The 24803-nt window shown below is 32.3% G+C and carries 21 protein-coding genes and 1 other annotated feature; of the genes, 4 read left to right on the top strand and 17 right to left on the bottom strand.

Annotation, left to right across the window (positions count from 1 at the left end; translation table 11 throughout):
- Positions 1–121: 121 nt before the first annotated feature.
- The 7 genes from C1I91_RS09195 to mvk all read right to left on the bottom strand — a co-directional run bounded on the left by C1I91_RS09195 (position 122) and on the right by mvk (position 8363).
- Complete coding sequence (locus tag C1I91_RS09195; RefSeq protein WP_128212606.1) at positions 122–1102, bottom strand: substrate-binding domain-containing protein; 981 nt, start codon at positions 1100–1102, stop codon at positions 122–124.
- Between the two features lie 27 nt (positions 1103–1129).
- Positions 1130–3118 (bottom strand): methyl-accepting chemotaxis protein, encoded by a 1989-nt coding sequence (locus tag C1I91_RS09190; protein ID WP_128212605.1) that lies wholly within the window; start codon positions 3116–3118, stop codon positions 1130–1132.
- A gap of 457 nt (positions 3119–3575) precedes the next feature.
- Positions 3576–4688, bottom strand: a complete 1113-nt coding sequence (locus tag C1I91_RS09185; protein ID WP_128212604.1) for a phosphomevalonate kinase — start codon at positions 4686–4688, stop codon at positions 3576–3578.
- A gap of 60 nt (positions 4689–4748) precedes the next feature.
- Positions 4749–6107 carry a tripartite tricarboxylate transporter permease gene (locus C1I91_RS09180; RefSeq protein ID WP_128212603.1) on the bottom strand — a complete coding sequence of 453 codons (1359 nt, stop codon included), beginning with the start codon at positions 6105–6107 and terminating at the stop codon, positions 4749–4751.
- 1 nt (position 6108) lies between these two features.
- Positions 6109–6381 (bottom strand): hypothetical protein, encoded by a 273-nt coding sequence (locus tag C1I91_RS09175; protein ID WP_205694295.1) that lies wholly within the window; start codon positions 6379–6381, stop codon positions 6109–6111.
- A gap of 26 nt (positions 6382–6407) precedes the next feature.
- Positions 6408–7382 carry a diphosphomevalonate decarboxylase gene (gene mvaD, locus C1I91_RS09170; RefSeq protein WP_128212602.1) on the bottom strand — a complete coding sequence of 325 codons (975 nt, stop codon included), beginning with the start codon at positions 7380–7382 and terminating at the stop codon, positions 6408–6410.
- Between the two features lie 21 nt (positions 7383–7403).
- Positions 7404–8363 carry a mevalonate kinase gene (gene mvk / locus C1I91_RS09165; RefSeq protein WP_128212601.1) on the bottom strand — a complete coding sequence of 320 codons (960 nt, stop codon included), beginning with the start codon at positions 8361–8363 and terminating at the stop codon, positions 7404–7406.
- A 358-nt stretch (positions 8364–8721) separates the two neighbouring features.
- Positions 8722–8778: a sequence feature (sodium ion sensor (DUF1646 type); this cis-regulatory element may regulate processes involved in with the transportation of sodium ions), on the top strand.
- Positions 8779–8961: 183 nt separating this feature from the next.
- On the opposite strand from mvk, the gene nhaA reads away from it, so the two are divergent.
- Complete coding sequence (nhaA, locus tag C1I91_RS09160; protein WP_128212600.1) at positions 8962–10170, top strand: Na+/H+ antiporter NhaA; 1209 nt, start codon at positions 8962–8964, stop codon at positions 10168–10170.
- A gap of 205 nt (positions 10171–10375) precedes the next feature.
- Here nhaA and C1I91_RS09155 read toward each other — a convergent pair whose 3' ends face one another.
- The 3 genes from C1I91_RS09155 to C1I91_RS09145 all read right to left on the bottom strand — a co-directional run bounded on the left by C1I91_RS09155 (position 10376) and on the right by C1I91_RS09145 (position 13908).
- Positions 10376–11245, bottom strand: a complete 870-nt coding sequence (locus C1I91_RS09155; RefSeq protein ID WP_128212599.1) for a cation diffusion facilitator family transporter — start codon at positions 11243–11245, stop codon at positions 10376–10378.
- Positions 11246–11852: 607 nt separating this feature from the next.
- Complete coding sequence (locus tag C1I91_RS09150) at positions 11853–12971, bottom strand: GGDEF domain-containing protein (RefSeq protein ID WP_164880488.1); 1119 nt, start codon at positions 12969–12971, stop codon at positions 11853–11855.
- Positions 12972–13251: 280 nt separating this feature from the next.
- On the bottom strand, positions 13252–13908 hold the full coding sequence (locus tag C1I91_RS09145; RefSeq protein ID WP_128212597.1) for an oxidoreductase: 657 nt from the start codon (positions 13906–13908) through the stop codon (positions 13252–13254).
- Between the two features lie 482 nt (positions 13909–14390).
- Between C1I91_RS09145 and C1I91_RS09140 the strand changes: the two genes are divergently transcribed.
- Complete coding sequence (locus tag C1I91_RS09140; protein ID WP_128212596.1) at positions 14391–14618, top strand: hypothetical protein; 228 nt, start codon at positions 14391–14393, stop codon at positions 14616–14618.
- A 118-nt stretch (positions 14619–14736) separates the two neighbouring features.
- Here the strand turns inward: C1I91_RS09140 and C1I91_RS09135 are convergent, their stop codons facing one another.
- Together C1I91_RS09135 and C1I91_RS09130 are read right to left on the bottom strand one after the other, a co-directional pair.
- On the bottom strand, positions 14737–16065 hold the full coding sequence (locus tag C1I91_RS09135) for a sensor histidine kinase (RefSeq protein ID WP_128212595.1): 1329 nt from the start codon (positions 16063–16065) through the stop codon (positions 14737–14739).
- On the bottom strand, positions 16058–16756 hold the full coding sequence (locus tag C1I91_RS09130) for a response regulator transcription factor (protein WP_128212594.1): 699 nt from the start codon (positions 16754–16756) through the stop codon (positions 16058–16060). Before C1I91_RS09130 ends, C1I91_RS09135 begins: the two co-directional genes overlap by 8 nt.
- 159 nt (positions 16757–16915) lie before the next feature.
- Here C1I91_RS09130 and C1I91_RS09125 point away from each other — a divergent pair, with 159 nt between their 5' ends.
- Together C1I91_RS09125 and pssA are read left to right on the top strand one after the other, a co-directional pair.
- Positions 16916–17602 carry a TVP38/TMEM64 family protein gene (locus C1I91_RS09125; protein WP_128212593.1) on the top strand — a complete coding sequence of 229 codons (687 nt, stop codon included), beginning with the start codon at positions 16916–16918 and terminating at the stop codon, positions 17600–17602.
- Between the two features lie 19 nt (positions 17603–17621).
- Complete coding sequence (pssA, locus tag C1I91_RS09120; RefSeq protein WP_128212592.1) at positions 17622–18137, top strand: CDP-diacylglycerol--serine O-phosphatidyltransferase; 516 nt, start codon at positions 17622–17624, stop codon at positions 18135–18137.
- A gap of 67 nt (positions 18138–18204) precedes the next feature.
- On the opposite strand, the gene C1I91_RS09115 is transcribed toward pssA, so the two are convergent.
- The 5 genes from C1I91_RS09115 to C1I91_RS29580 all read right to left on the bottom strand — a co-directional run bounded on the left by C1I91_RS09115 (position 18205) and on the right by C1I91_RS29580 (position 23670).
- Entirely contained in the window at positions 18205–18591 is a 387-nt protein-coding gene (locus C1I91_RS09115) for a MerR family transcriptional regulator (RefSeq protein ID WP_128212591.1), read from the bottom strand.
- Positions 18592–18999: 408 nt separating this feature from the next.
- Positions 19000–19338 carry a winged helix-turn-helix transcriptional regulator gene (locus tag C1I91_RS09110; RefSeq protein WP_128212590.1) on the bottom strand — a complete coding sequence of 113 codons (339 nt, stop codon included), beginning with the start codon at positions 19336–19338 and terminating at the stop codon, positions 19000–19002.
- Between the two features lie 227 nt (positions 19339–19565).
- Positions 19566–20441 carry an SDR family oxidoreductase gene (locus C1I91_RS09105; RefSeq protein WP_128212589.1) on the bottom strand — a complete coding sequence of 292 codons (876 nt, stop codon included), beginning with the start codon at positions 20439–20441 and terminating at the stop codon, positions 19566–19568.
- Positions 20442–20964: 523 nt separating this feature from the next.
- Positions 20965–21435 (bottom strand): MarR family winged helix-turn-helix transcriptional regulator, encoded by a 471-nt coding sequence (locus tag C1I91_RS09100; RefSeq protein ID WP_238475949.1) that lies wholly within the window; start codon positions 21433–21435, stop codon positions 20965–20967.
- Positions 21436–21807: 372 nt separating this feature from the next.
- Complete coding sequence (locus tag C1I91_RS29580) at positions 21808–23670, bottom strand: ABC transporter ATP-binding protein (protein WP_338032616.1); 1863 nt, start codon at positions 23668–23670, stop codon at positions 21808–21810.
- Between the last annotated feature and the right edge of the window lie 1133 nt (positions 23671–24803).

The raw sequence follows: 24803 nt of genomic DNA, 5'->3' as shown, positions 1-24803 counted from the left end.
ATATTGGTTCTCTGCTTATTTTGTTCTTTAGGATTATTTTTAGATTTTGCCATGAACTTCACTCCCTTCAGGAATTATCTTTTCCTTTTAGAAGGGCAATATTCATTGGATCTTTAGTTAACTAATTGATGTACTTATCTACATTGCTCTTATCTACCTTTTCAAAAGGAACCCATATAAACTTACCATCAGTAGTAAGATTTTCTATACCTGATAAAGAATCACCTGAACCCATTTTGATGGCTGCTTTTACAGCACTTATACTTTGTCCCTTTGCAGACTGATAAACAGTAACTCCAAGAGTTCCATTCTTAACTGCTTTCAAAGCATCGCTTGTGGCATCTACACCTAAAACAGGAATCGATGAAGGATCTATATGGTTCTCTAATAATGAATCCACTACTCCTAAGGCCATGGAATCATTATTAGCAATTACACAATCAAACTTTTTTCCAGTAGCTAAAAATATATTTAACATCTCTTTAGCTTTTTGCCTACTCCAATCCGCATTATCCTCAAAAACATATTCTGCATTTATTCCGTTGTCTTTAAAAGTTTGCTTTACTGCATCGGATCTTCCTTTTGATGCATTATGCCCTTTTTCTCCTTTTAGCAATACTACCTTTATATCTTTTTTACCGTTAAAGTGATCAATAATGTACTCAGCTTGAAGCTTTCCAGCAACTTCTTCATTGGAAGCTACGTAAATGTATTTATCTTTTTCCAACAATTTATCCTCAGGCTTACTATTCATAAACACTATAGGAATTCCTTTAGAAGCTCTTTCCAGTTCTAATGCTGTACTAGGATTTACAGGTGCACATATTATAACATTATATCCACCAGAAACTGCTTCTTTCATATGTTCAACCTGACTTTCTATAGATCCAGCCGCATCTTTTACTGTAATATCAATATTCTGACTCTCTGCGTAACTTTTAGCATTTGAAACTATTAATTTACGATAATCATCAGACCCGTCTGATATAGATAAGAGAATCTTAATTTTATTATTCGAAGCTGTTGTTTTATTCGAACTGCAGCCAGATAATATAACAAAAGTCATGATTATGCTTAACAACACTGCCAATCTCTTCTTCATACTTCTCCCCCTTTTGAAATGTATTGCCTATAATTTAAATATTTGAATTTGCTTACCAAGCTCTTCTGCAGTATCTGCAAGTTTATCTGCATCACTAGCTACCTTTTCACTATTGCTAGTAATACTCTTAGCTTGAGAAACCATAACCTCAGAAGTGGCTAGTATTTCTTCTGCACTTGCAGCTTGCTCTTCTGATATAGCAGCTACAGAAGCTGCAACTTCATCTAGATTACCTATCTTTTCAGTCATATCCTGAATCAAATTATTAGTTTCGTTGATCATATCAAATATACTATCAAAGGTATCCGCTGTACCACTTATTAAGTAACTACTTTCTGTTATATGTTCCGCACTTTCATTGGCCTTCTTAACTGTATCCAAAACCAATCCATTTATTTCAGTTACAAGTGTCGATATATCATTGACGGATTCAGAACTTGTCTTTGCCAATTTTCCTATTTCCATGGCTACTACTGCAAAGCCCTTTCCAGCTTCCCCAGCTCTTGCTGCTTCTATAGATGCATTTAGAGAAAGTAAATTTGTTTGCTCAGCGATATCTCCAATAACATGTATGATATTAGTAATTTCATTTGAAGATTTACCTACTTTGCTTATAGCTTGCTCAAGAGAAGTTATAGAATTTCTTATATTTTCCATAGCCCCATTAACCTTCTCCATATCTTTACGGCCTTTTTCTGAAACATTAATTGTTTCCTTCATCTTTTCATTAACATTGGCACTATCATCTCTAGTAGTGGTAACTACAGTTGCTAAAGTTGTTGTATTTTCTGCAACCTCTCCTACAGAGCTTGCTAATTGATCTACTGTTTGGTTTAGGCTTTCCATAGATTGGGACTGAACCATAGAAGAATCAAACATTTCTTTAGAAATAGCACTGCTACCATCTGCCTGTACGCTTAATTTTTGTGACATAACACTTATATTATTAATCATACTTCTCATAACTGTTATAAATTCTTTTACACTTTTAAGCATAACTGATATTTCATCATTGCCTTTTACCTCTACATCCACAGTAAAGTCTCCATGTGTCATTGCTACTATAGCATCTGTAAGTTTGCTAATTGGTTTAATTACAACCTGAACTATTCTCTCAACCAATCCAGTGAGAACAGCAATAGATAATATAGCAATTATAATCATAAAAGTACGTAGCTTTAGTAGTTCAGCTAAGATAGACTTTTCAGGCACATATGATACTAAAATCCAGTCAGTTCCCTCGATTTGTTTAAAAGAAACCATGTTTTTTTCAAGTTCAGCAGCGCTATATTGCTTTTTATCTAACCTTTCTCCAATATCCTTAAGAAAGCTATTACTACTTCCACTAAGCTTTGTTGAAATCAGTGAACTATCCTCATAAGCTAAAATTGTATTGTCATTTTTATTAACTAAAAGAGACTGTGCATTTTTCATTTCAGCTAATGAATTTACTATTATTGATATCTTGTCCAAAGAAAGATCTGCTGATAAAACCTTTATCTTACCGGAGTTATCGTTAAGTATAGCTGATGCACTAATAACATTTTTACCCTGTTCGTTAACATAAGGCGACCCCAATGCCATGTTTATTCTAGTAAGCCCTTGATTGTACCATAATGAACTCAATACATTTTTATTTGACATTGTAGATTTCTCTGCCTTCAATAAATTCCCAGTAGAGTCTCCAATATAAACACCTTCTGGGAAGTTGCTATTATATCCATAATAGTTGTTTAATAAATTCTGCAACTGCCCATCACTTAGGCTTGAACTCTCAATTGAATGTTTCACCGCATTAAAAGATGCTAAATTTTCGTTTAACCATGATTCTATCTGATTAGCTTGTTTCTTCGTGGATGTCTCTAATAAATCATTAGCAGAGTTAGTTATTATGCTATTTGATTTAGTATAAGATATACCAATTAATAGTGAAACAGCCATAGCCATCATTGGTATTATGACGCCAAGTAATTTAACCTTAATAGAAATCTTGTGTTCCTTTTCTTTTTTACTCATATAAATCTCCCTTCAACACTATTCGACAAGTTTCTATTATATTCATCGTATATAAATATATTTTTCTTTATATTTTTATTAAATTTAATTTTCAACACACTTAAGTGACATATAAATACTTTTATTTAATAAACATCCAAAAAAAACTCTTGCAATATAGTTCCACATTAGCTACTTTTAAATTCTTCAGTGATCTTTTCTTATGCATATGCATTTCCTAATACATATGATAAAAATCTGCTAGGCCAATAATATTTCCTTTTTAATGTTTATGGTAAAAACCTGTTCTAATTCATTGATATTACCACTTTTACCTAAAAAAGTTTTATAACTGGTCTTAATAGTAAAAAAAGACCCCCGATTAATCAGGGTTCTTAATTAAAGATGTACCAATTTGAAAATATAAATTGTAATATGAATTGGTACATCTATAGTTTTAATTCTATTGTAAAAAATATCAGCTTATGCTTTCTACAGAAACTCCAACTTTTGCTACCTCTAAATTCAGAGGCTTTATATCGTTGTGTTTCCAAGCTTCATAAAGTTCCTTCTTATTATTACTTCCTTCTAAAAAAGCAATACCGCAGTCCCCACCACCAGCTCCAGAGGACTTTCCACTACCAAATCTTTCAGCAATTGAGCATAATCTTTTTAGAGTTTCAGTTTCAATAGTTATACTAGAAGCTTCTTCTAAGCTTTGCAACGCTTTTCTATTTTGATTAAGGCTTTTTATTGCTTTATTACAATCGTTTCTCTCAAAGCCATCTATCATTGCTTCAACAGCGTGGAGGCTTTCTCTCAAAAAGTAGTTGTATTTCTCTGTGTTATTCTGTTTAAAATTATGAACACTCTTAATCATAGGTGCTGTTGATATAGGTGACTTTGTCCATCCTACCGCCAATTGAAGTTCTGGTGGTGGTAAGAGCTTCTTAATTGATAAGTTAGGCCACTTCTGATTTATTATATCTATTATACTTTTATTTTGACGTAATTCATATATAACCCATTTAGAGCTAAATGATGAATACTCCAGCCACCCACCATAAACAGATGCCGCAATATCAGCTCCTGAACCACTCTTTTGAGTTCTTAAATGAGCTATAGCAGAAAGTTTAAAAATCTGTTCCAAGGAAGGCTTATCTTTACTAATCCAATGAATACTCAATATGGCTGAGATAACTGAAACCACAATTGCAGCACTTGATCCTAGTCCATACTTTTCTCCAGTTGTAGTATCATCAAGCTCACTATTAACCAATAATCTAAAAGGACGTATTTCTATGAAGTTTTCTTTTAAATATTGATTGGCTACAGCAATAGAGTTTTCGATAAAGTTTAATCTAGCATCTCCCACACTAAACTTAACCTTTTCATCAATTATTTCCCAAGCAATATTCTCTAAACCAAGTTGAGGAAGAAACAATTCATTCTTTTTAGAAGGCTCAATATGAATATTGACATAACGATTTACTGCTACTACAATAGCCTTTTGATTAGGCTCTAATACAGCATACTCCCCTGCAATCATTAATTTTCCTGGTACTTTCACATTATAGCTTGAATAATCCATAACCTTCCTCCCTTCAAATTTTATAATTTATAAACCTAGTTTCATATATTTAAGCAAGTTTTACAGACCAGCTAGTTTTGTAACTATCCATGGTGCTGAGTATAATATCATAAACTGAACGCCATAGTTAACCCCTAGACGATACAATACTCCTCCAACTATTCCTATAAGAAGAACACCACCAACATTAATCAGACCTGCATCCATGTAAGCAAGTAATATAACTAAACTAAAGAATAGACCAAGCATAGCTTCGTGTGGAATCTTCTTAAATACAAAAGCACAAATTTGCTGTGAGTATTTAACTGTAACATAATAAGTAATACATAATGCTACAACCGCTCCAATTATAGTAGCCCACACAAAGTCTGAATTAGTTAATAAATGATGCATATTATTCTTCAAAGTGTATACTGGAGGGGCATTGAATAATGGATTTGCAGGACCTAAAGCCATTGGTGACAACGGAATACCTAGAGCAATAAGTGGAATCAAGGTTCCTGAAATATATGTTGCGTGGGCCAAAGCTTCCATACAGGAAATGGCTAGAGATGCTTTTTCTACAGGATCCTTTGTACGACTAGAAAACAGCTCTCCTAAAAAAGTAGTAAGCCCTACAGGACTTAAAATAAAGGTTAGTGATCCAATTATAGAAGTCAACGCGCTATAGGCAGTTTCTTTCTTAGTTAGTATCTTAAACGGATTAGGAACAGTCTTAATTTGTTCTCCCTTTTTAAAGTAGATAGTCTTTTTATCAAATCTTTCAAGACCTTCTCTCTTATTCTTATTTAAAAGTTCAAACAAGGTCAAGATAACAGGTCCAATAGTAATTCCTAAGAAAATAGATGTAGATACATTAGTTCCTTTTGGAACTGCTCCTGTGCCCCAGTATAAATGACGAAGACCTTGTATCAATAAAGCAAAGGGAACTATTGAAACCAGTGATACCCATTTACTTTTACTCATCAAAGCTAAGAATATCGCACCAACAAAAAATACTATATCTCCATATTGCTTGATGGTAGTTGAAAATGGTATTAGTGCCTGTGCTAATAGTAAGCTCACAGGCACTGATACTATTGTACCAATAATGGAACCTGAAGCCATCTTCCTAATGCTTGTGTCTGTAAGGCCAAATTTTTTCAGCACCATTGCATGTTCTATCATAGGAGTAGACATTACTCCAGCAGGAATTCCTGCTATAGAAACAGGGATAGCATCTGTTAATTTGCTTGCTACGATAGCTGAAATGAAAAATGATAAAATTACCGCAGGGTGTAACCCTGATAAGACAAGAACCAAAGTTACTGGCGCAATTGTTGCAGTTTCATCTGTACCAGGTGCTGCCCCAATTATTGTATATAAAATAGCTGCTACAACAGCTGAAAGAATCATCTGTAAAATCAATGTAGTAGTCATGTTAATCCTCCTGATTAGTTTCTATAAATTCTCTTTTAGGTTTTATTATGATACTGCATATCACAAAGCCAATTATTGCACCAAGCAAACCTAAAAATAATTGTTTTGGTCTCTCTTTTGGCGCTAGTAAATATCCTCCAAAGGCACCTAAAGAGCATATAACCAATGACATTACCAATTCTTTAATAGAAACTAAATCCTCCCAAACTTCAATATTATTCTTAAGTGAATCACCTTCTGATGATTTTTTCATATCCTTATTTATGTTATTCATTCACTCAACTCCTATTATCTAAAATTCTATAGGTAAGTGACTCCTTCTCCAGGATGACAAGTAAAAACTTTTTTAACTTTTGGAAGCTTTATTAGCGATTCATATACTATTTGCTCATGCTTAGGCATACAAAGCACCTTTACATTTGGTCCAGCATCAATAGTAAAATAAACCGGAATACCAGAACTCCTAAGAAGTTGAATATGATGTATCACATCCATAGTTCCACTTTGCCAATATAAGATTGGAGGCTCTGCTCCCAGCATAGTCCCATGCATCTTCAATGCATTTGACTCCATCACCTTACCTAAGCTATCAAAATCCCTATCCCCTATAGCATCTCTTAAAGCACTTAGATCTCCTTCAATAGTATCCAACCAGCCTTTGTAAAAAGGAGACGTTAATACCGTCTGCCTCATTCCATCCCTGCTAGATACATTCTTTTGTTCTGAGGCTACTAAAACTGAAAGAATACTAAAATCCCATGCATTTTCATCCAATAGCTGATTAGCAAAAGAATCACTTCCATCAGCTTCTATTCCTTTATGCCATTCAACGAATCCCCCATATATAGATCTACAAGCAGATCCAGAACCTTGACGAGCTAAAACAGATAACTCTCTTCCACTCAAATCCAGTTGAAGTGCTTTTGCAGCTGCAGCCGCTAATGCAGCAAAGCCTGAAGCTGAAGATGCAAAGCCTGCTGCTGTTGGTACTTTATTCTCAGAAGAAACTAGCGCAGGATATGTTACCCCTGCAGCTATTCTTACCTTATCAAGAAACTTTGATACTTTCTCTACTTCCTTATCACTAGCAATTACATTATCTAGAAAGAAAATATCCTTCTCAAAGCTTTCATTGAACTCAACAGTTGTGATGGTATAAAATCTATCGAGAGTTACTGATAAACTGCTATTCATAGGTAAAAACAGCTTTTCGTCGCGCTTTCCCCAGTATTTAATAAGCGCTATATTAGTATTTGCTTTCGCTGTAGCTTTCACTTGACTTCCTCCTACTTTTTCTTATGGTATATAAAGCTTGTTATCATTACTTGAAAAGTACCAACTTTTAAAGGCACCAGCCTTAATAAGCTCTGATGAAATTAATCTAGCATTCTCTAAACTACTGGCTAGAGCTATCATACATCCCCCTAGACCTCCACCAGTTAGTTTTGCTCCTAAAGCACCTGCCTTCATAGCAGTCTCAACCAATAGATCTAACCCCTCATCACTAACTCCCAAGTTGATAAGTTCCTTATGATTAATATATAGTAGTCTCCCAAGTGAGTTAAGCTCTCCGTCAATAATACAACTCCTTGCAGAATCTACAACTTTACCTATCTCATCCAATGACTTTTGTACTTTTAGAGGCTCCATATCATACTTCTTTCTTACATTACCTACAGCTGTGTGAGTATCTCCGACCCTTCCAGTATCTCCAACCACTATAAATAAAGTTTTTGTACTTTCAATAGTAAATATATCCTTTCCTTTTTCAAACCAAATAGGACATTCACTTATTTCTGAAGCAGTATCAATTCCACTTGGCTTTCCATGTGCATACCTTTCGGAAATTTGAACTATATAAAATAATGCTTCATCTGAAAGCTCTTCCTCAAAGAAAGAAAATAGACTTCTTACAATGGCTATAGCAACTGCGGCACTTGACCCTAAGCCACGACCTGAAGGTACTTCCGAATCTATTAAAATTCTTAATCCATAACAAGGTTGGTTTAACTTATTTAAAGCCTCCCTTATACAGGCTGATATGCCCTGCATCTTCATTGGTACATTTTCTATAAACCCAGTATAAATAGATGATTCTAACATAATATTGCCAGAATAACTAGTAGTCACTGCCTTAACCTTAAGTGGAAAAGGTATTGCTATTGCTGGTTTACCATAAACTACTGCATGTTCCCCAACTAGAATCAACTTACTATGTGCTTCCCCCACAGCTGATTTAGTAGATTTTGTATTCATATATAACCATCCTTTATTGTTCACCGTAAAAATTTAATACTCTCCCTATAACCTTTGGGATATTTTTCATCAAAAATCTATATCCATTGATAATAATAATTGATTAATATTTAATTGTCAAATAATACTTATTATCAATCAAGGACATTTAAATTGGATTATATTTTCATTCTTTATTATTAATTAGTCTTCTAACACACTGTTTTAGCTGAATTACATTTGTCCAAAGTATAAAATATTCACCGGATATATAATTAAACCTAATAGCTTTATACCATAAAAGTGATATTCTAATATTGTCAACTCAAAGAACATGTGATATAGTATATCTTAATATAAAGTAAATAATACTAGTTACGGTTGGGTAAATTGAAAAATTTACTTTCAAGCAATTTAGTTTCTGGGGTGGGAAGCTTTTTCAAAGCGTTCCCATCTTTTTATTTTTCAATATTTTTTTAACTATTACAAAAACTATGAACAGTTATATTCCTTATTTGTCTTTATCATAACAGTAAAATATGAAATAACTGGGTATAGGTTAATTAGAAAAATAGGTTGAAATTTATATTTTATTAACTACAGAGAAAGGATGTATTATATGCAAAACACACTAAAAGACAAAAACTACAACTTTTTCCTTAACTTTTTTAGAAGTGAAGCCTCCAGTGGAATACTATTACTGGCCTGCTCTATTATTGCGATCCTGGCCATAAACTCTGATTTTGGGCCATCTTATAATGAATTTCTTCATAAAAGCTTAACAATTGGATATAAAGAGGTTTCTATTTCAATGTCAATAGGACACTGGATTAATGATGGCTTGATGGCTATATTTTTCTTTGTGGTTGGAATGGAAATTAAGAAAGAAATCTTAATAGGAGAATTAAAATCGATAAAAACTACTATATTGCCAATAGCTGCTGCTATAGCAGGAATGATTGTACCTTCTGTTATATATGCTATAAGCAACTATAATCAGCCAACTATCCATGGTTTTGGAGTTCCTATGGCAACAGATATAGCCTTTGCCTTAGGTATAATATCTTTAGCCGGTAAAAAAGCTCCCAAAGGGATTGTTGTATTTCTTACTGCACTAGCTATAGTTGATGATCTAGGTGCTATAATAGTTATTGCATTATTCTATAGCAGTGAACTTTCTTGGATTTATTTACTAATAAGTGCAGCTATAGTTTGCTTACTTATTTTAGCTAATAAACTAAAGGTTAAAGCCCCAGCAGTCTTTATAATGATGGGAGTTATATTATGGTTTACAGTACATAAGTCTGGTATCCATTCTACCTTTGCTGGAGTATTATTAGGTATGACAATACCTGGCTCAAGAGACGAGCAAGAATTTGAAAAATCAATGTTACATAGGCTTGAAACAGCTATTTCTCCATGGTCTTCCTACTTAATAATGCCTTTATTTGCATTGGCAAATGCTGGAGTAGCAATAAGTACAAATAGTATTTCTACCATAATGGCAACCCCAGTAAGTATAGGGATTATCCTTGGACTTTTCTTAGGCAAGCAACTAGGAATATTCGGCATATCAGCCTTACTTGTAAAGTTAAAGATAGCTGAGCTCCCTACTGGAGTGAATAATAAGCATTTGTATGGTGCCAGCATTCTTGGTGGTATTGGATTTACCATGTCAATCTTTGTTTCATCCTTATCCTTTTCAGATGAAGCCATACTTTCTACAGCAAAAATGAGTATAATGGTAGCTTCCCTTCTATCTGCAATATTTGGATTGTTAATTTTTAATCTTATAAAAACAGAACCTGAAGAAGCCTCAATAGACTGAATTTAACTAGTATTATATTATCTACAACATTTAATATATAAACATGAAAATCCCTTATAAGTATGTACCTATAAGGGATCTTTCTCTATTCAATTGCAACTCTTACATTATTAATGTTCACCTTCAATGTGATAACATTTCTAAAAAATATTAAATTATACTTTTAAAATTAAGTCCCTAAACATCAAATACCATTATATTTATGCTAATCGCTTGGCTCTACATGAATCATAGCTTCAGTAATATTAAAGTTCTTCTTTAAATTCTTCTCTATTTCTTCCGTAATGTTATGAGCTTCCACTACATTCAATGTTGAATCTACTGCTACAGTAACATCCAAGAGTATATTATTGCCAAGGACACGAGCTCGTATTTGCTTTACCTTCTCAACTCCTGATATTATTCTTATCCCCTCTGTCATATCATTCAACTGTTGCTGACTAAATCCATCTGTCAAGTTATGGGAGGACTCGCTAAATATCTCCCATCCAGTTTTTATAATCAATATTCCAACTATTATTGCAGCTAGAGGATCAATCCAAGGCAACCCAAACTGAGAAGCCATAATTCCACTAGAAGTTCCAACACTTACCCATGCATCTGATAGATTGTCCTTAGCTGCAGCCATAAGCCCTGAACTATTTATCTTTATTGCTATTTTTCTATTGTATCTATATACAAAATATATGGCTATGGCACAAAATACCCCTACTATTGCTGCTATCATATCTGGAGCCTTTGCTTTAAAATGGATGACTGACTGAACCGCATCAAAAAGTACATTCAAGCCTACTGCTATCATAATTAGGGAGGCTACTAAGGACGCTATAGTCTCAGCCCTAAAATGTCCATAAGGATGATCCTCATCTGCTGGTTTTCCTGATAGTCTTAATCCTATTAGCACTGCAATAGAAGCTATTATGTCAGTTGTATTATTTATTCCATCTGCAGATAGAGCTTCTGAACCAGATATATACCCGATTCCAACCTTAACTGCAGCCAATGCAACATAGGCTAAAATGCTAATTCTAGCTCCTCGCTCTGCAAGTTTTAAGTTAGTATACTTTTCATCCATTAACTACACTCCTTATACACTAAATCCCTCTAAATAATTTAACGCTTATTATCAATATTTATGTACTATACTAAATTATTATTTTCCCATAAGCTTTATATAATCCTGAAGAAAACTTGTAAATTGACATTTATTTTTTTGCCCATCTGCCTTTCCTTATGTATATGAGGAAAATCTGGCAGGCACAAATAAGATTTACTTCTTTACGGTTTAACATAAATAGCTATTCCAAAGCCTTGCTATCACTGGGTTTAGTTAGCAAAAAAATTACGTTTTCCTCAACATTAAAAAAGACTTTTAGCACAATATAAAAATTGTGCTAAAAGTCTCACTTAACTAAAATTAGTTATAATATAGCCAGACCTATGGTCAGTATGTTGACTATATCCCCTTACCTAAGGTAGTTACTCCCTTTTAACTATTATAATAAACAGATTATATGATAAATTCATTATTGTTGCAAATCTATGACAACCTAAAAAAGCTTATATTTTAGTTTAAGAACAAATCGTCATCAAAGGTTAATATAAAATAGCCTTTTATACTATATGCTTACTATAGTATAAAAAATGTTAAGTATTCTACTTATAGAACACTTATTGTTTAATTATTTTATAATATACTTCTTTTTTCCTGCAAGAACAGTCTTATTTCTACCACATTTTTTCGCTGTATAAAGAGCGTTATCAGCTTGACTTACTAATTCATCAATATCATCAATCATATCAGGATACACCGCTACCCCTATTGATACAGTAATGCTTATTACCTCATCATTGGGCATTTTGAAACTATATCTTTCAACTTCTAATCTTATTTTCTCTGCAACTTTACTCGCTACATCTTCAGAACAGTCAGGTAATATTATAGAAAACTCTTCTCCACCATTCCTAAAAATAAAATCTGAGCTAACTCCTATATTTTTCAATATGTAGCTAAAATCCTTAAGTACTATATCTCCACCTCCGTGACCAAAGGAATCATTAATTTTCTTAAAGAAGTCTATATCTAAATAAATTAAAGCAACTTCTTTATAATGCTTTTCTTTTACCTTAAGAAACACTTCATTAATTACATTATCGAATTGTCTAACATTATTTAGTCCAGTCAAGTAATCTTTCTTAACTTCTTCCCTATACCTTCTATATAAGTTTCCTGATTCATATAGGTACATCATATAATAATATATAAAAATACACATTACTATACTAGCTCCCCAGTAACAAAGCAGACTATCTATCAGTAAGGATTTTTCTTTCAAGTTAAGAACAAATCCAATTGTCCCTAATAAAAGCGAAACTAATGTGGAAAGAGCCCACTTTTTTCCTGAGGATAAATTAGTTTTGCCTATTAATCCACAGCCGGCCCCTATTGTCGCTGCTATACTAAACCCAACTACTGAAGCATTACTAATACCGAAAAATAAGATTCTAAATACACCAACTATAATACCAGCAGTAACTGATGAAATACATCCTGAAAAAACTGCCGCCAAAATTATTGGTATGTTTCTAAAATCAAGAATAACTTTTGAATTTATATGAACACTAAATTTCATCAATATGCACCCTAATATCCCAATCAGTGCCCCTGTTAATACCTGTGCAGATTTGGTTTTTATTGCTGTAAGAGACTTTTCCCTAAAACACTGAGTACCAACACTTAAAATTGCAATTAATATTGCTGAATTTATAAATAAATCTCCTAACACTGAATCACTCTCCATAATAAGGAACATATTTTTCTTATTCTCTAATCCTCGGTAACCTTATCATCTACCTTATGATATTTATCGCAACTTTTAAGTTTATGCTTTAATGACAAGTTATGGTACTCGCTTAATGCTTATACAGAGTATTTGACATTATATATACTAAATTAGTAAAAGCACTCCTCTTATATAATAAATCATTTTATAATACTTATTATGATGACTTTTTTTCATAACCTATAAACAAATAAGACCATGTTCAACAAAGTACTTTAACATCTGCAAAAATAGAAATCTAGCTTAATTCAGCAATTTCATTTGATTCATAAGTATGAACCCCATGATCATCTTTCTTAGCTGCAGCAATCATACCCCTAGCTACTACCTCACCCTTTATTGGCCTATATTTCCTTAATGGTCCTAAAAGCAATGGAGTAAATAAACCTGATAACGCTGCTGTCATTCCTTCTCCCATACGAAATTCTCCACGATCACCCAGTAAAAGTGATGGACGGAAGATCTTCAGTATTGGAAGATTCAATTCTCTTAAAGCTTCTTCAATCTCACCTTTTACTCTATTGTAGAAAATACTAGATGTAGAACTAGCCCCCATTGCTGTTACTATTAATAACTGTTTTGCTCCCTGTTTTTTTGCCATCTTCCCTAAGACTAAGGGATAGTGATAATCTACTTTTTTGAAGTTCTCTTGAGTCTTTGCTTTTTTTATAGTTGTACCAAGAGTACAAAATACGTCTGCATCTTTTAAATCAATATCTATGCTCTCTAACAAATCAAAATCTATTACCTTTTGTTCAAGCTTAGGATCAGTAATTCCTATAAATCTTCTTAATATTAATGTTATAGAATTATATTGTGGATCACTTAATAATTGCTTTACTAGCGCTTTACCTATCAAACCAGTGCCACCTGCAACCACAGCTCTTCTTTTCATGCTTATTCTTCTCCTTTATACAATTAACTTGTTATATGTGAATTACTTTTAATAATAACTACATTCTATAGTGGTCCATTACAAAGACTTAAGTTGTGCATGTTCGAAAATCGCTGTTTCTAGGGATTTTTGTGGCATGCTTTAATTAATAATTGAAGTTGGCCCCCTGTAGAACTCTCACAAACCCGTGAAAGTTTTATATTTATCTTATACACTCTAATATAGGACTAATTCCTGTAGTTTACAATACAGCTTCCTAACTCCAACTATTAATTTATATATTACAGTTAGGCTTTCTACTAAAGACTATAGAACATTTTGTGTAAAATATAAATCTCTTTTTCTACTTTTTTACTTATATTCATTTAGCCATCTATGGATACTTATAGAAAATTTTCTTTATAATTAAAGCTTATAAAGAATAAAAAAGTTATATTTGTCAAATTATAACCTTACAAACAGTATAGAAAGGATGTTGTATTATGGACGAAGATTTCATAACCCTTGATGAATTAACAGAATCTCTTGAGGAAAAAGGAGAAATTAGTATCACTGATGGAATAAATGAACTATTTATTGAAGCTATAGATGACAAAGAAGGCTACTCCTACGTAAGTAGTACAAATGAAGAGTTTGATAATAGCAGAGAAGCTGTAGAATGGGCTGTAAAGAAAATCAAAGGGATTGATAATATAGTAACCTGGGACTAATTAGACTAGTTATAACTAATAATTAGTAACAATAAAAGGTCGCTGAAGTCCTTCTTCAGCGACCCTTTTATATATCTTCCATTACAATATACAAGGAAAATCTGCCAAGCAACTATGTTTAATCTAAACTACCACTTAATATTGGAAGCCTTATACTTACATTAAAAATATTCTTATCATTTTTAATTACCATGTTTCCCTTATGACTTTCAATTATCTTTTCACAGGTCTTAAGGCCAATTCCAGTACTATCCACTACTTCTAAGTCAGTAGTTATATAATTTTCAATCTCTAGCAATAACACTTTATTTTCTATACTATACTTTATCTTTATAGATTTTTCCCTGTCTGAATACTTTATTAAATTTGAAAATAAATTATCCATAACTCTTCGTATAGATATCAAATTTAGTTTAATTAAGAATGGCGTTCTATCACAATTTAATTCTAGCTTATATTTTTTATTCTCTAATATAAACACTTGTTCATCTAATAATTGTTCGAAGAGCTCATTTCCATCAAAAAGCTCTTTTTCTAGCATTTCTTCATTAGTATTAAAAACTAAAAAATACTCAAATAATTTATCAGAAAGATACTTAATTTGATAAGCCTTTTCTCTACTATTATGTATATACTTTTTCAATTCCTCATCAGTCTTATATTTTCTGTATTCAACTATATCTAAATATCCAACCAAAGCTGTCAGTGGTGTCCTTAGGTCATGAGACATTGCAGTAATTAAATCACTATTGGCTACCCTTGCTTTTTCTTCATTCTCTAATCTTTCTATAAAGGATTTTCTCATTTCATTAATACTTTGAGCCAATGAAGAAAGCTCATCATTTCCTTTGCTCACTATTTCATAAGCCAATTCTCCACCTTCTAATATTTTTATCTCGCTATCTATTTTCTCAATATACTTTATCTTTCTTCTTATGAAAAATAGATTAATTGCAAGAAAACATAAAAAGGCAATCAATATACTTACAAGGCTTATAATAAAATAATACTTGTATTCAAAAAAACATTCCAAGTATATCTTTCCAGTATGATCTGCAAATTCTATGTTCTGCAACGCACTTATCTCTGAGATCTGATTTCTAAAATTCTCTTCATATCCTATATTTGATTCAAATTTACTAGAATCATATATCAGCTTATTATCTTTATAAATATTTACAATTACATACTTTTCACTTTTTACCCATCTATTTATAGCGTCAAAATCAGATATTCTCAGATTTTTCTCCATAACATATTGACGAAAATCAACCATAGTCTTATCTCTTACATTATCAAAAAAAGAAATTTTATTGAAATGCTCATCCACTACATTTTCTCCTGTAGTGTCCAATACAAAATATACTCCAACAGCTATTAGAAATGATATCATCAAAGATAAAACTAACTTAAATTCCAATCTATTTACAGTAAATTTTCTACTCAATCCTATATCCCTTGCCCCAAACAGTTTTTATATACTCAGGATTTTGGGGGTCTTTCTCCAGCTTACTTCGTAGATTTCTTATATGTACCATAACGGTATTATTACATGAATAAAAGTAAGGCTCAGCCCATACGCTTTCATACAAATTTTGTGCTGAAAATATCTTTTTTCTATTTTGAGCCATAAGTAATAAAATTCTGTACTCAATCTCTGTAAGTATTATTTCTTCTCCATATTTAGATACTTGATTAGAGGCTTTACTTATTGTTAATCCATTTATGTTTATACCTTCATCAGAATTGATTTTCTCTTTTCCTTTATATACATAGTATCGTCTAAGCAACGCTTTCACTCTTGAGATAAACTCAGTATAAGAGAAGGGCTTCGATAAATAATCATCACTACCTGAAGAGAATGCCATGATTTTATCTGAATCTTGAGTTTTGGCTGTAAGAAATAAAATAGGTGCAGTAGTTTTTTCTCTAATTTCACTGCAAGCCTTAAAGCCTGATTTTATAGGCATCATTATATCAAGTATTACTAAATCTATCTCACTATCTACTTTCTCTACAGCTTCTGCTCCATTTGATGCCTCAATTACATTATAACCTTCACTTTCTAGTAAAACCCTAACTATTTCTCTTATTTCTTCATTATCATCAGCTATTAATATATTTTTACCATAGTCCATCAGCACACCTCCACTTTTAATATTAGTATATATTGATGTTTTTACAAAATCCATATACTTTATATCACTTAAGAATTCTTAAGATTTATCCTACAAACTTCTTAAGATTTATAAGATAAGCTGTGATTATTAGATTTCTTTTTGAAAGGATACGTTAAAATGAATAAAGCTGAAAAAATGATAATTTATAAAATATGCGCCTTTTTGCTGTGTATATTAATTGCCATCCCTATAATAAAGTATTTACCTGATATTATTGCTTTAACGATGTCTATGGAAAAGTTCAGCAGCTACATAATCTCTCTAGGTAGCCTTGGAGCTATCGTATTCACTTCTTTTCAAGTACTTCAAACGGTTATAGCACCAATACCTGGAGAAGTTATTCAAGTAGCTGGCGGATATATATATGGTGCTACCTTAGGTACTATTTACTCCATGATAGGTCTTTTGTTAGGAGGTATAATAGCTTTTTACTTCACCAGATTTATAGGTGCTAATCTCATTGAGAAATTATTACAAAGAGAAAAACTTAGCTGGTTATCAAAGATAATGCATAGTAATAAGTTTGACCTTGTTATATTTATAATATTTTTAGTACCAGGTCTACCAAAAGATTTTTTAATTTATGTAGCTGGTTTAACACCAATTAAACCATTGAAATTTTTCATTATTTTAACCATAAGCAGATTTCCTTGGACACTAGCTTCTGTAAGCATCGGTTCAAACCTTCACTATGGTAACTATACTGCCACAATAGTAGTGGCACTTATTGCATGTGTAGCATTTATTCTTGGAATAATTAATAAAGACAAGCTTATCAACAAGTTCACACCAAATAACAATTAACAAAAATAGGAGTATATATATGATTAAAAAATGGATTCCAAACCTACTTACTTTTGCAAATCTATCCTTTGGTATTTTTTCGATAATATCTGCTTTCAAACATAATTTTATATTTGGTGCAGCCTTTATACTTATTGCGGCTTTAATAGATAGATATGATGGTAGAATTGCTAGATTACTCAATGTATCCAGTGAATTAGGAAAAGAATTAGATTCTTTATCAGATTTAATTTCCTTTGGAGTAGCACCTTCTCTTCTACTGCTTATTAAGTATGCTCCACTATCTAATATTTACATAATAGACATAGGCTTTGTACTACTTTATATAATTTGTGGTGCCTACAGGTTAGCAAGATATAATACAAGCACTTTTAATGGAATTTTTACTGGAGTCCCTATAACTATAACCGGTTCTCTACTAGCTTTATTTTCATTTTCTACTCCAGCTAATAGCATTTACTACTTAGTGTCAACGATATTACTTGTATCTTTTAGCTATCTTATGATATCAAAACTTGAATTTAAAAAATTGTAATGCACTTGTTTTAAAGAACACTAATTTATAAAAATAAAACGGACAATATTAAGTCTGTTTTATTTTTCTAACTATCAGCTTTCTTTAATCCCTGCTCTTTTGCTAATATTTTCTCTTCATATCCATCAATTTTATTATCTAGCCTTTGCAAAGTCTGCTGCATCTCACTAATCTTCTCAGCAAGCTTGCTTCTTTGCTCTATTAAAAGCTCTTTTCTTGCTTCTACTGTTTCATCACCTTCTTGGAACAGTGAAACATATTCAATTAATACTTCAATTGGAAGGCCAGCACTCCTCATACACTTAATAAATTCTACCCATCTACAGTCTTCCTCTGTATAACTTCTTATTTTACTCTTATTTCTATTTACGTGAGGAATCAATCCAATACGCTCATAGTAACGTAAAGTGTCTTGAGATATACTAAACTTTTCACTTACTTCTGCAATAGTCATTTATCTTCGCCCCCTATTTATCTTTCTTACCTTACCCTAAAACGAATATCTTCAATATTGGTTATGTTTAAATATATATATGGAACCTTTACGAGAAATTAATTTATACTTGTTATAAAATCGCGGCTTCTAGGGATTTTGTGGAATGTATAAATTAGTAGCTGAAATTGGCTCCCTATATCAACTTTACAGAACCTAAATTTTATTTAACTTCTTTGTAATTTCAATAAGCTCATCTATTAATATTTTCTCAGAAATAGCATTCATTAAGCGATTTTGCCAATGGAGAAACAACATAGTTTATTACTAAAAAAATAAAAATCTCATTCTATTATAAATTGAATGAGACTTTTAGTACAACATATTTTTGCGCTTATGTTCCATGTAAACTATATCCATACCTAAGCTTTATTTCTTACTATTTGTGTAAGCAATATACTTATCTCCCCATATTCTAAACTGATCAAGCACTGGTTGAAATTCTCTTCCTAACTCAGTTAAGGAGTATTCTACCTTAGGCGGTATTTCCGAATAAACCTTTCTAGAAACTAAGCCATAGTCTTCAAGCATCCTTAATTGCTTAGTAAGGGTTGCTTGCGTAATATCTTCAAGCCTTCTTTGAAGCTCACCGTATCTCAAGGTACCTTCACTAAGATGATGCATTATAAGTATTGACCATTTACCAGAAAATACTTTTTGCGCAGTAAAATATGGACATCTGCCAAATAAACTTTTATCCTCTTCCATTACAAGTAACCTTCCTTAGTATATTTTTTATATTATAACTTAATCGTCCCAATCATCTATTTTGATTTTTATTTTATCATAACAGTCATAAGTGGACAATAATTAAAAATTTATATGCTTTATATCCCTATACATAAGGATTTTTATATTGCTAATACCTATATATATCTTTTATTTGGCTATATTTAATAATAACTTTGAAATTAACAGAGTCTTTTATTTTTACATTAGCTTACCACTTTATTTAAGACTTCTTCTATTGATGTACAGTTTCTCCCTATTAGGTTCTCTAAATCCTTAGATACTTTAGAAAATTGTCCTTCGGCTATTGGAAGATAAAGTCCATAAACATTAAAACCTGCAACAGCTTCTGGATCTCCCATTGATATCAGATTTTTAACTGCATCACCTGGTTCCAAGCTAACATGTGTAACTTGTTTTTGGGAAAGTTTTGATAGTATATCAGCATATTCATCAAAAGATGTTGTACTTGAATTTACCAAATTATAAACTTTATTTTCATGCCCTTCTCCTACAATAGCTGAGGCAGCAGCAAGTGCTAAATCATCTATCAATACAAAATTAAATCTTCCATTACCTGCTGCTGTAATTAACCTTCCACTGGAAACAGCTTTATTAACTAAATCTCCTGTTATATTCTCTAAGTAAAACCCATTTCTAAGAAAAGTGTAGCTAATTCCTGTAGTCTTTATCATATATTCGGTTGCAAGGTGAACGTTTTGTAATCCTACTACATTCATATCTTCTGCATATGCAATACCTGTATAAAAAATATGTGATACCTTTGCATCTCTCGCTGCTTTAACCACATTGGCATGCTGACTTATACGTAAAGTGTTATCAAAGTCTGGGGAAGAAACAAACATCAATTTTTCTATTCCTTCAAAAGCATTTCTTAAAGAAGCTTCATCATTGTAGTCTCCAGTTTTAATTGTGACCCCTAAATTCTTAAGCTTTTCTCCTTTTTGTTCATCTCTAACTAAGACAGCGATCTCTTTTGCCTCTACCCCTTTTTCTAATAAATGTGTTATTATAGCTCCACCTAATCTCCCTGTTGCTCCTGTAACTAAAAACCTAAACATTTTATTGTCATTCCTTTCATTTCATTTATTTTTAAAATTTCATCTCTATTAGAATTCAAAAACTATTATAAATACTATTTTTAAAATAGACTGTTCAACTATCCACATAATTATGACTTAGAGTTTAAACTATGAGTATACACGAACAAATCGACATCAAATATCTGTTGATAGTAATTATCACTTAGTACAATATTATTTTATCTTTAAATATTAGTTTTGCATAGTACAATCTTTTATTAATGTTAGTATCTAACTAGATAGACTTATGTATTGGCCTTATCCCTTTTACAATGCAAATTACTTAAATAATCATATTCTACAATATACTAAACGTTCCATTTCCCTAAGATACATTGCATAAGACCTAATACTTAACTCTCTAATATTAGGTTTGGCAAACAAAAGTATCTTATACCTTTACTTACAATGAAAAAGCACCAAAATATTAGATAAATACTCTAATACTTTGGTGCTTTAATAAATCTTACTATAATTAACCTGCATCACTTTCTTACAACTTCTAGCTTCTCATTTGCTTACCTTTATTGATAAGCTCTTGAAATTTCTCTAATCCCTTTACAACTTCTTCTAATTCTTCAAGAGATGCGATCTTAGCCATATCTGAAAAGTACTGGCTTCTAATCTCTGGTATATTGAATTCCCTAAGAAAATCTTCAGATAAATATAAATTTACAGATCTACGATTATCTTCTGGTATTTCACGTATTACACTACCTTGCTCTACCAATTTATCAATTAGTGCTGAAACAGTACTCTTTGATAAACTTAACTTTTTACTCAGCTCTCGAATATTTATCCCTGGATTTTTATATATAGCATGAATCGAAAACAATTGTGAGCCAGAAAATCCATATTGCTTAGCCTTTTCTATAAAATAATCATTAAAATCTTTCTGTAAATTTCTAAAAAGAGTCATTAATTTTTCTATATATTCACTAGTTACCTGATTCTTATCGTCACTATCTATCATCTTTCCTCCTAAGCCTTAGTTATCATATAGTTAAATAAATTAAAATATGTGCTTATTAATATTATAACGTTTTATCTGCAAAAAACCTATCATCTACTTTTTAGAGATATGTATAAATTATCTGAAGCGAGCTTCTTAAGTTAGCTTTTTGGGGACATCTGCCTCTCCCAATAGTTAAGAGGGAAATCTGGCAGGTGATATAATTTTACTGTTTACTGTAAACAGCTGTCCTAAACCCTTAAAGTTGCTAGGTTTAGCTAGCAAGAGATTTCATTCTTTACTTAACAATAAAAAAATGTGGCTATATGTGAGTTATAAATTCTACTTACATAATAGCCACTTTAATCTTTTGTTTGGTTATTAGGTATTTTCCTAACCCACAGCCTCAGTTTCTAAGTCTGCCCCTGAGAATTGGCTGTTGTAAAGATCAGCATAGAAGCCTCCCTTTTCTAACAACTGGTTATGATTACCCATCTCTATTATTGTTCCCTTATTCATAACTAAGATAAGCTCTGCGTCACGAATAGTTGAAAGTCTATGAGCGATTACGAAGCTTGTTCTATTAGCCATTAAGTTAGCCATAGCTTTTTGTATTAATACTTCTGTTCTTGTATCAACACTACTTGTCGCCTCATCAAGTATTAATATTGTAGGATTTGCAAGTATTGCACGGGCAATAGTTAATAACTGCTTTTGACCTTGAGAAATATTTGTTCCTTCTTCATTAAGAACAGTATCATAACCTTCAGGTAATGTTCTTATGAAGTGATCAGCATGAGCTGCTTTTGCGGCACGAACAATATCCTCCATAGTAGCACCCTCTGACCCGTAAGCTATATTGTCCTTTATTGATCCATTGTATAACCATGTATCTTGAAGAACCATACCAAACATCTTACGTAATTCGCTACGTTTAATATCATTGATATTTACACCATCAATCTTTATCTTACCAGCATTTATTTCATAGAAACGCATTAGAAGATTAACAAGTGTTGTCTTACCGGCACCAGTAGGTCCAACGATAGCCACTGTATGACCTTTCTTAACATCTAGGTTCATATCTTCTATTAGAGGAACATCTTCTACATATCTAAAATCAACATGTTCGAAAGTAACTTCCCCATTAGGATTTTCAAGAACTACTGCATCAGCACTATCTGGTATTTCTTCTTCTTCATCAAGAATTTGGAATACACGCTCAGCACAAGCTATAGTTGATTGAATAACATTTGCTATATTTGCAGTTTGAACTATTGGCATAGTAAAGGATCTTGAGTATTGGATGAAGGCAAGTATGTCACCTAAACCTAGTAAGCTCTTTGTGATCCAGATACCACCAACTATACTTATTCCAACATATCCGATGTTACTTATGAAGTTCATAAGTGGGAACATGATACCAGAAACAAATTGTGCTTTCCAGCCTGCATTTCTAAGTCTGCTGTTTATAGCTTCAAACTCTTCTATAGAGTCCTTTTCATGTCCAAAAGCCTTAACTATCTTATGTCCAGTATACATTTCTTCTACGTGTCCACTTAGAAGACCAATTTCCTTTTGTTGTGATGCAAAGTACTTTTGAGATTTCTTCGCAATTGTTGCTGTAGCTAAAACATATAGAGGTAATGTTGCTATTACAATAAGTGTTAGTATTGGGCTGATTGTAAGCATCATTATGATATAACCAATTATAGTGATAACTGAAGTAATTATCTGTGTTAAACTTTGTTGTAGTGTAGTTGCTATGGTATCAACATCATTAGTTACACGGCTTAATATATCACCATGTGCGTGCATATCAAAATACTTAAGTGGTAATCTTCCAAGCTTTTCGTCAACTTCTCTTCTTAAGTCACGAACAGTCTTTTGAGCTACTCCTGACATTACAAGTCCCATTGTTAAGCTGAATAAGGCACTTATAACATACATACCAATAAGTATTAAAGCTATTACTCCTATATAGTGGAAGTCATATTGTCCATTAGTTTCTCTTATTGCTGTAATTGCTGAATCAATCTGTGCATCAGTAAGCTTTACATCATTTTTAGGACTTGAAGGTGCATTGCTCATAGTCTTACTTAATTCACTGCTTAAATCTAAGATTTGCTTAGCAGTATCTGCTTTTGCATTAGCATCTGTTAATGTATCCAATCTTGGAAGTGCAATGAACTTCTGGATTGACTTTATACTCTTAGTATCTATCTTATTCTTTGAATCTGTATCAGTAGTTCCCATATCTGGCATACTACTGAAGATATCTAACATTTGATTTGTAACCTTTAGCTTTTCATCAGCATTAGTTATTGAGTTTAAAACTGGTAAACTTAATAACTGTTTAACGCTGTTAAGTTGATCTGGGTTCATTGTATCCTTTGACTTATCATCTGTAGTAGCATCTGTCTTAGGCATCTTATTGAATATATCAACTAATTTAATTGCAGTTTCATTCTTTTCCTTAGCATCTGTAACAGAGCTTATATCTTTAACTGCTAATAAATCTTTAATAGTTTGTATGTCTGATTTGTTTACCTTGTTTCCAGAACTATTACTGTCACTTGACATATCAGGCATATCATTGAATATATCTAATAATTGATTTAAGTTATTTTTCTTTTCATTAGCATCCTTAATGTTGTTAATTAATGGAAGCTTTAATAACTTTTGAACAGCATCTGTAGCCTTTTGATCCATTTTGTTAGTTGAAGAGTTTGAGCTCTTTGCAGTGAAATCTGTCATCTTTGCTATTCTAGCATATACTTCATTCATCTCTGCAGTATCAAGGCTCATAGAGCTTTGTGTAGAACCTCCTCCTGGTAGCTTTTTAGCAACATTCATGAAGTTCTTTATTACTGTAACTTTGTCATTTCCAGCCTTAGCCTTGTCTAACATTGGTATATTTAATAACTCTTCTAATGGAGCTAAAGAAGCTTTATCTATTTGACCATTTGCTGGCATTGCTTTAAGTATATTTATAAAATCTAGCGTAGTTTTAACTCTTGTAGCCCTATCATTTGAAGCATCAATCATTGGAAGCTGCATTAGCTTTTGAAGAGTTGCTATAGTTTGAGCATCTGGCATAGCTGCTGCACTTTTAGCTGCTGCTGCTTGACTTGCTTGTGCACCACCTTGAGCTGCTGCTTGTTGCATCTGTTGTAGCTTTTGCATCTGTGCCATTTGTTGTTGTACTTGAGCTACCATAGTCTTTTGAGCAGAAGCCATCTGAGTAGTAATCTTATCTACAGCAGTTTTCTGTCCTGTAAGCACACCTTGGTACATTTGTGTAGCTACACTATTATAAATTTCATCTACTGCCTTTGACTGTGCATCACCCATGCTTGTAGTAATCTTATCTACTGCAGTTTTTTGAC

Source organism: Clostridium manihotivorum (assembly GCF_004015185.1).
GTDB classification, from domain to species: Bacteria; Bacillota; Clostridia; order Clostridiales; family Clostridiaceae; genus Clostridium_AR; species Clostridium_AR manihotivorum.
Note: the sequence above shows the minus strand (reverse complement) of the source record. Positions and strands in the feature narration are given on the sequence as shown.

Bases quoted from the DNA above. Each gene is read 5' to 3' on its own strand.
- C1I91_RS09195 (WP_128212606.1), bottom strand. From the start codon at position 1,102: ATGAAGAAGAGATTGGCAGTGTTGTTAAGCATAATCATGACTTTTGTT.
- C1I91_RS09190 (WP_128212605.1), bottom strand. From the start codon at position 3,118: ATGAGTAAAAAAGAAAAGGAACACAAGATTTCTATTAAGGTTAAATTA.
- C1I91_RS09185 (WP_128212604.1), bottom strand. From the start codon at position 4,688: ATGGATTATTCAAGCTATAATGTGAAAGTACCAGGAAAATTAATGATT.
- C1I91_RS09180 (WP_128212603.1), bottom strand. From the start codon at position 6,107: ATGACTACTACATTGATTTTACAGATGATTCTTTCAGCTGTTGTAGCA.
- C1I91_RS09175 (WP_205694295.1), bottom strand. From the start codon at position 6,381: ATGAATAACATAAATAAGGATATGAAAAAATCATCAGAAGGTGATTCA.
- mvk (WP_128212601.1), bottom strand. From the start codon at position 8,363: ATGAATACAAAATCTACTAAATCAGCTGTGGGGGAAGCACATAGTAAG.
- nhaA (WP_128212600.1), top strand. From the start codon at position 8,962: ATGCAAAACACACTAAAAGACAAAAACTACAACTTTTTCCTTAACTTT.
- C1I91_RS09155 (WP_128212599.1), bottom strand. From the start codon at position 11,245: ATGGATGAAAAGTATACTAACTTAAAACTTGCAGAGCGAGGAGCTAGA.
- C1I91_RS09150 (WP_164880488.1), bottom strand. From the start codon at position 12,971: ATGGAGAGTGATTCAGTGTTAGGAGATTTATTTATAAATTCAGCAATA.
- C1I91_RS09145 (WP_128212597.1), bottom strand. From the start codon at position 13,908: ATGAAAAGAAGAGCTGTGGTTGCAGGTGGCACTGGTTTGATAGGTAAA.
- C1I91_RS09140 (WP_128212596.1), top strand. From the start codon at position 14,391: ATGGACGAAGATTTCATAACCCTTGATGAATTAACAGAATCTCTTGAG.
- C1I91_RS09130 (WP_128212594.1), bottom strand. From the start codon at position 16,756: ATGGACTATGGTAAAAATATATTAATAGCTGATGATAATGAAGAAATA.
- C1I91_RS09125 (WP_128212593.1), top strand. From the start codon at position 16,916: ATGAATAAAGCTGAAAAAATGATAATTTATAAAATATGCGCCTTTTTG.
- pssA (WP_128212592.1), top strand. From the start codon at position 17,622: ATGATTAAAAAATGGATTCCAAACCTACTTACTTTTGCAAATCTATCC.
- C1I91_RS09115 (WP_128212591.1), bottom strand. From the start codon at position 18,591: ATGACTATTGCAGAAGTAAGTGAAAAGTTTAGTATATCTCAAGACACT.
- C1I91_RS09110 (WP_128212590.1), bottom strand. From the start codon at position 19,338: ATGGAAGAGGATAAAAGTTTATTTGGCAGATGTCCATATTTTACTGCG.
- C1I91_RS09105 (WP_128212589.1), bottom strand. From the start codon at position 20,441: ATGTTTAGGTTTTTAGTTACAGGAGCAACAGGGAGATTAGGTGGAGCT.
- C1I91_RS09100 (WP_238475949.1), bottom strand. From the start codon at position 21,435: ATGATAGATAGTGACGATAAGAATCAGGTAACTAGTGAATATATAGAA.
- C1I91_RS29580 (WP_338032616.1), bottom strand. From the start codon at position 23,670: ATGGGAACTACTGATACAGATTCAAAGAATAAGATAGATACTAAGAGT.